Raw genomic sequence first — 6,319 nt, 5'->3', positions numbered from 1 at the left:
TTATCAGAACGGTGCCACGGAAAGGCTTCAAAATCAATGAAGAAATCAACATAACTGTTCTCGACAATAATCACAATGAGAATGAAAGTGTTGAGAGTGAAGAGAATGGCACCCACACTGAAAATATAAATAAAAATCACGTTGCAAAAGGTATATTTACCACAAAGAATACATTACTTATAGTTTTTTTTTGCGGCATGGGGGATTGTTTATATGTCTTCTTATTTTTTCGATATGGCTTTTCAAAGCAAATCTCACACTATAAAAAAATAGATGCTTTCTCAAATTATGCTCAACACCCTACTCAGGAAGGATGCAGTTATTTCTATGATAATAATTACTTTAATTCCGTAGACATGCTATCACCAATTATTGAAAAATTGCAGAAAATGGAAGTCAACTACAAAATACATCCTTACATTTACATTGCAACAAATGATAGCATGAGCGGGTTTTATGCTTTCACCTGTAGTCAAATGTTAAACTCTGAATCACCAAATAATTGCAACTCTCTCTATTATAAAGCGGAGTAATCATATGACTCAAAGATATTTTCTGTTTTCGGGAATAATTTTATGTGCTTTTATTGCAGCAATTCTGAGCCATATTGCGTTTCATCATTCCAATGAACCAGCAGAGCAAAACATATCATGTAATGCCCATGTTATTAATTTCACCGATCATACAAAAATGGATCAATATTTTTCGTTAAATATGATTTCTGAAAATAACACAGGAAACATGTATCTCACGGGCGCATACACGGTAGATGGAAAAAAAATGGGCTTCATCCGCCGATATGTGAGTTTTACATACAAGAAATTCCGTGATACCGTTTATCTCACCACAGTTAAAATCCAAAAAATACAAAAAGATGATAACATCAGCGATGAAATCCTTGAAAATATCACTTCTGATTTCTTCATAAAAGCAGACACTTCAATTAATTATTATGTTACGCGTCAAAATGATTATAACTACATATTCTCTACAGGCAGGACACCACGATTCATATGTATTACTCACTAACAGCATTGTTGATCCTGGCGTTTGTCATCAGTTAATAACATTCTGATTGCTTTGTTTATATTTTAAGACAATACAAAACCATTCCAATATTTTTAATTATTTATCTGTTTACATACCACTGATAAAACTCTGTCGCTTTCATTGGTTTTTCATATAAGTATCCCTGAACTAATGTCACGTTATTATGAATAAGATATTCTGCTGGTGAGGAGTACTGACACCTTCTGCAATCGTTATCAAATTGAGCCGATTACTCAGCTTAATAATAATATCTAAAACTGGCGTTTCGTCTTCCGCTGTAGTAAGTGTGTCTATAAAGCTTTTATCTATTTTAAGATAATCAACAGACAACTTTTGCAGAAGGCCAAGGGAACAATATCCCGTGCCAAAATCATCGACTGCAAATTCACAGCCATGGATCCTTAATTCATTTATTTTCTGTAATGCAAGATCAGTGTCTTCAACCAGATTGCGTTCGGTAATCTCAAGGACAATATTAAATTTATCAGATATTGCATTTTTAATATGTAAAACATCACCAACAAAGTCAGGATGTGCAAGATGTTCCGCGGCAATATTTATCCCAAGGTGAAACGGCTTTTTCCACTTTCCAGCTTTGTACATCCTGAATAATCAGTTCAAAGAGATGTTTAGTTAACGGTATTATTAAATTTTCCTCTTCTGCAGCGCGGATAAAAACTACCGGAGATATATTTTTACCATCTTCGCGTTGCCAGCGCATTAACGCTTCAACCCCCAGACACGCTTTGGTTGTCGTGTCGCACACTGGTTGATAATGCACAGAAAATTCTCCGGATGACATTCCTTTTTTAATTTCTTCTGCCAGCGACATTTTCCGTGACATCCAGTGCTGCCATAAGAAATAGAGAATAAAAGAGAGAATAATAGATAACGGCAAAATATAAAGCACATTGCTAATGATATAGGGATATAACGATATCATCGGCGTAGTAACTGTAAGACGAGCCTGACTGATCGCAGAATTAAAATCTCTTTTTAACATATATAACCTGTCATTATTATTTACACCGCTAATAATTGCAGGCCCTTCAGTAAAACGAAGAGAAAATGAATCATTATTCTCATCATCAAGAACATCCATTAGATCATAGATATATCGTGACTCTACAATACTAAAAGCTGTCATATTATTCCCTATTGGCATAAGGAACACTATTGCTGTTTTACCTGGCACAAAACTTGTACCGCTAATTGATACTATACGTGATTCTTTATTTTTATTGTGAAAGCTCGTACCGTAAACATCGTTAACATTCATTTTTTTGAAACCGCTAACTGAAGAACATATTTGGAAATTATTTTCTATAAGACCCGTTGTTCGAACATAGAGAGTCAATGCTCCGTTAGCAATCAACTGTTCAAGAATGTCTTTGCAGGGCTTCATCACCAGAATAGAGGTAAGCTTTGTCGTATGCTGGACAATTTGCGTAACATTATCAAGCTGTTTTAACAGAATACCGGCGGTAATTGTCGTATCTCTATTCATTTGAAATATTGACATAGCAAACGATAGTAACACCCCCAGAATGCCTGGTATTATAATGAGTACAAATATTTTTTTGTTGAATACCATACATGTTTCCCCACGCATCAGGGTGATGCAACCTAAGAAATTATAGTACAATTGCCAGTAAAAGCGGGTGATAGCAGATTGATCAATGATCAGCATTTAAGATCATATAGTACTATGATATTTCTGAAAATTGTTACGCAAGTCTGCGAATAGCTATTTAGCGCTTACCAAAATCACCCGCTAAAATGCCGCTTTATGGTGACTCACAAAAATTCACCACATCCCTCACAACCACCTTATTACGCCCGGTCTCTTTCGCCTCGTATAGTGCGTTATCAGCCAGTCGATAGATCTCATTCGGGTTTAACGCATTTTCCTGAGTCACAACAGCGCCAATACTAATCGTCACTTTTTGTGGTATAGCGTATTCAGGATTATCGCCAGTTAAACGCTCAACATTTTCCCGAATCCTTTCCGCTAAAGCTTTCGCACGTTCAGTATCGATGTCCGTCAGCAAGACGCCAAACTCTTCGCCGCCGACGCGCGCTAAAAGGTCATCTGGTCGTATGCTTTTCCCAATGATATTCACCACTGTTTTTATCACCTGATCGCCAACCGGATGCCCCCAGGTGTCGTTGACTTTTTTGAAGTGGTCGATATCCATAATCATGACACAATAAGGCGTTTTTTTGGCTGATGCTGATTGAACTGTCAGTTCATTAAAAAAATAATTTCTGTTAAATATATTGGTTAAGGGATCGCGATGTGCAATGTTCTTTGTTACTCGTAGCGCACTGAATATATGGCACATAAATATTACCATAACGGTTAACTTACTGACTACTTCAATAGTGCGACTAATATACCAAGTGGACACGCTATACCTGCTCATAAATAACAGAGAGATATTGTACAGTACGGCACAAAAAGCAATCACCGTCACTCCATTCCAGATATCATAGCGTAAACCATTAAAGTATAGATTAACCGAAAGCAAGGTTAACCACATGAAAATCATTATGGTAACATATGAGGCTTTCCAAACCACCTGACCATTTTCATTGGTTAACTCGGCAATGTGTAAATTGTAGCTCTCATAATGACTAGAAAGTATGTGAGCAACTATCGGCCCCCCAAAAACAAAAAACAAACTTATGCACAAAGTCATTTTTTTGGAAAATAAATTACGCTGTTTTGTGTTTTCACTAACTTTATTCACCAATGCCAGAAATATTAATATGCACAAACTCATCTGACGAAACAAATAATAGATTGCAATGTCATTTTGGACAACACTGCTTGTCAAACGCCCCTCAATAATTTGCTGAATGATAATGACGGTTTTAACAAAGTAAATCAAACAACTCAGAAAAGCCAAACTAAGTATACAGTTTGAAAATTGCCTACGGTCATAAATGAAATACAACTGCATAAAAATAAATGCAACAGTATCGATAAAAAAATAAAGCAATCATTACCATCAGATAGGTTGATCGTGGAACAACTTCCTCAACGCCTGGCTGATTAAACCAACTATTCACCAAAACCAAAGCAAGCCCAAACAATAAGCTCACTAATACAGTACTACTAATTCTCAAATAGTCTTTTTCCATAAAGCTACACCAATCTGTAGGTTGTAGATCCCTTTCTATTATTAATAGATATAAGAACTGTACTGTTGTCAATATGAAATTTCGCCCACAAACAATACCGATGATGATAGTTGCTGAATGTAATTATTATTGCCTAAGTGCTTTATACATTGTTTGCAACAAGCCAGGCTTGAAAATACTTATAAATGGTTATAGAAAATCCTTATAAAACATTAATTCATAGATACATTAGGAATAACAATTAAATCCGTGAGTGCCGTAGCGCAGCCTTTCATCAGGACTTTCGAAAAATCCGAAATCATGCATCGGAATTTACTGATTTAATTATTTTAATCCTAATTTATTTTGAAAAAGGCATTGGGATTTATGCCGTATTCCTGAAGATCCTCATCATTGGAATGGATTTTCGGGCGAGAAAAGGATTTTATATGGACACTCTGCTCATCATTTCTTCTTCTCATCATCAACAATTCACGTCTCTCTTCCGCGTTTAATAACGGATTATGAGGTGCAAAAATATCTTTCTTTTCAGTTACCTGTAATTAGATACAGAGAGAGATGTTGGCAATACATGGAGTAATACTGGATGTATTCAAGTAGCAGAAAAAGGTGCCCGAAAACCAAATGGGCTTTGAAACTTCTTACTGCCGCATTTTTAGCAGCGAGTCCCGCGGCGAAGAGTGCTGTTAATAACGCCTATGATGCATTGATTATTGAAGCTCGCAAGGGTAATACTCAGCCAGCTTTGTCATGGTTTGCACTAAAATCAGCACTCAGCAATAACCAAATTGCTGACTGGTTACAGATTGCCTTATGGGCCGGGCAAGATAAACAGGTTATTACCGTTTACAACCGCTACCGTCATCAGCAATTACCAGCGCGTGGTTATGCAGCTGTCGCCGTCGCTTATCGTAACCTGCAACAATGGCAAAACTCGCTTACACTGTGGCAAAAGGCGCTCTCTCTGGAGCCGCAAAATAAGGATTATCAACGGGGACAAATTTTAACCCTGGCAGATGCGGGTCACTATGATACTGCGCTGGTTAAACTTAAGCAGCTTAACTCTGGAGCACCGGACAAAGCCAATTTACTCGCAGAAGCCTATATCTATAAACTGGCGGGGCGTCATCAGGATGAATTACGGGCGATGACAGAGTCATTACCTGAAAATGCATCTACGCAACAATATCCCACAGAATACGTGCAGGCATTACGTAATAATCAACTTGCTGCCGCGATTGACGATGCCAATTTAACGCCAGATATTCGCGCTGATATTCATGCCGAACTGGTCAGACTGTCGTTTATGCCTACGCGCAGTGAAAGTGAACGTTATGCCATTGCCGATCGCGCCCTCGCCCAATACGCTGCATTAGAAATTCTGTGGCACGATAACCCAGACCGCACTGCCCAGTACCAGCGTATTCAGGTTGATCATCTTGGCGCGTTATTAACTCGCGATCGTTATAAAGACGTTATTTCTCACTATCAGCGATTAAAAAAGACGGGGCAAATTATTCCGCCCTAGGGGCAATATTGGGTTGCATCGGCTTATCTCAAAGATCATCAGCCGAAAAAAGCACAGTCAATAATGACCGAGCTCTTTTATCACAAGGAGACCATTGCCCCGGATTTATCCGATGAAGAACTTGCGGATCTCTTTTACAGCCACCTGGAGAGTGAAAATTATCCGGGCGCGCTAACTGTCACCCAACATACCATTAATACTTCGCCGCCTTTCCTTCGGTTAATGGGCACGCCTACGAGCATCCCGAATGATACCTGGTTACAGGGGCATTCGTTTCTCTCAACCGTAGCAAAATATAGTAATGATCTTCCTCAGGCTGAAATGACAGCCAGAGAGCTTGCTTATAACGCACCAGGAAATCAGGGACTGCGCATTGATTACGCGAGTGTGTTACAAGCCCGCGGTTGGCCTCGTGCAGCAGAAAATGAATTAAAAAAAGCAGAAGTGATCGAGCCACGTAATATTAATCTGGAGGTTGAACAAGCCTAGACAGCATTAACGTTACAAGAATGGCAGCAGGCAGCTGTCTTAACGCACGATGTTGTCGAACGTGAACCGCAAGATCCCGGCGTTGTACGTTTAAAACGTGCGGTT

The 6,319-nt window shown here is 38.5% G+C and carries 1 protein-coding gene and 4 pseudogenes; 3 read left to right on the top strand and 2 right to left on the bottom strand.

Going from position 1 to position 6,319, the window contains the following annotated elements; genetic code table 11:
* Both ACUU1M_RS17940 and ACUU1M_RS17935 read left to right on the top strand, forming a co-directional pair.
* Positions 1 to 533, top strand: a pseudogene (locus ACUU1M_RS17940) (winged helix-turn-helix domain-containing protein); the annotation flags it as partial.
* Between the two features lie 4 nt (positions 534 to 537).
* Positions 538 to 1,029, top strand: coding sequence for a hypothetical protein (locus tag ACUU1M_RS17935; protein ID WP_000194269.1), 492 nt, complete (start codon positions 538 to 540; stop codon positions 1,027 to 1,029).
* A gap of 100 nt (positions 1,030 to 1,129) precedes the next feature.
* On the opposite strand, the pseudogene ACUU1M_RS17930 reads toward ACUU1M_RS17935, so the two are convergent.
* Both ACUU1M_RS17930 and ACUU1M_RS17925 read right to left on the bottom strand, forming a co-directional pair.
* A pseudogene (locus ACUU1M_RS17930) lies at positions 1,130 to 2,740 on the bottom strand (EAL domain-containing protein).
* 97 nt (positions 2,741 to 2,837) lie between these two features.
* A pseudogene (locus ACUU1M_RS17925) lies at positions 2,838 to 4,197 on the bottom strand (GGDEF domain-containing protein).
* A gap of 586 nt (positions 4,198 to 4,783) precedes the next feature.
* Between ACUU1M_RS17925 and pgaA the strand changes: the two are divergent.
* A pseudogene (gene pgaA, locus ACUU1M_RS17920) lies at positions 4,784 to 6,319 on the top strand (poly-beta-1,6 N-acetyl-D-glucosamine export porin PgaA); the annotation flags it as partial.

It is taken from the genome of Shigella sp. SIG6 (assembly GCF_053555815.1).
This window is presented reverse-complemented; position numbering and strand designations above follow the sequence as displayed.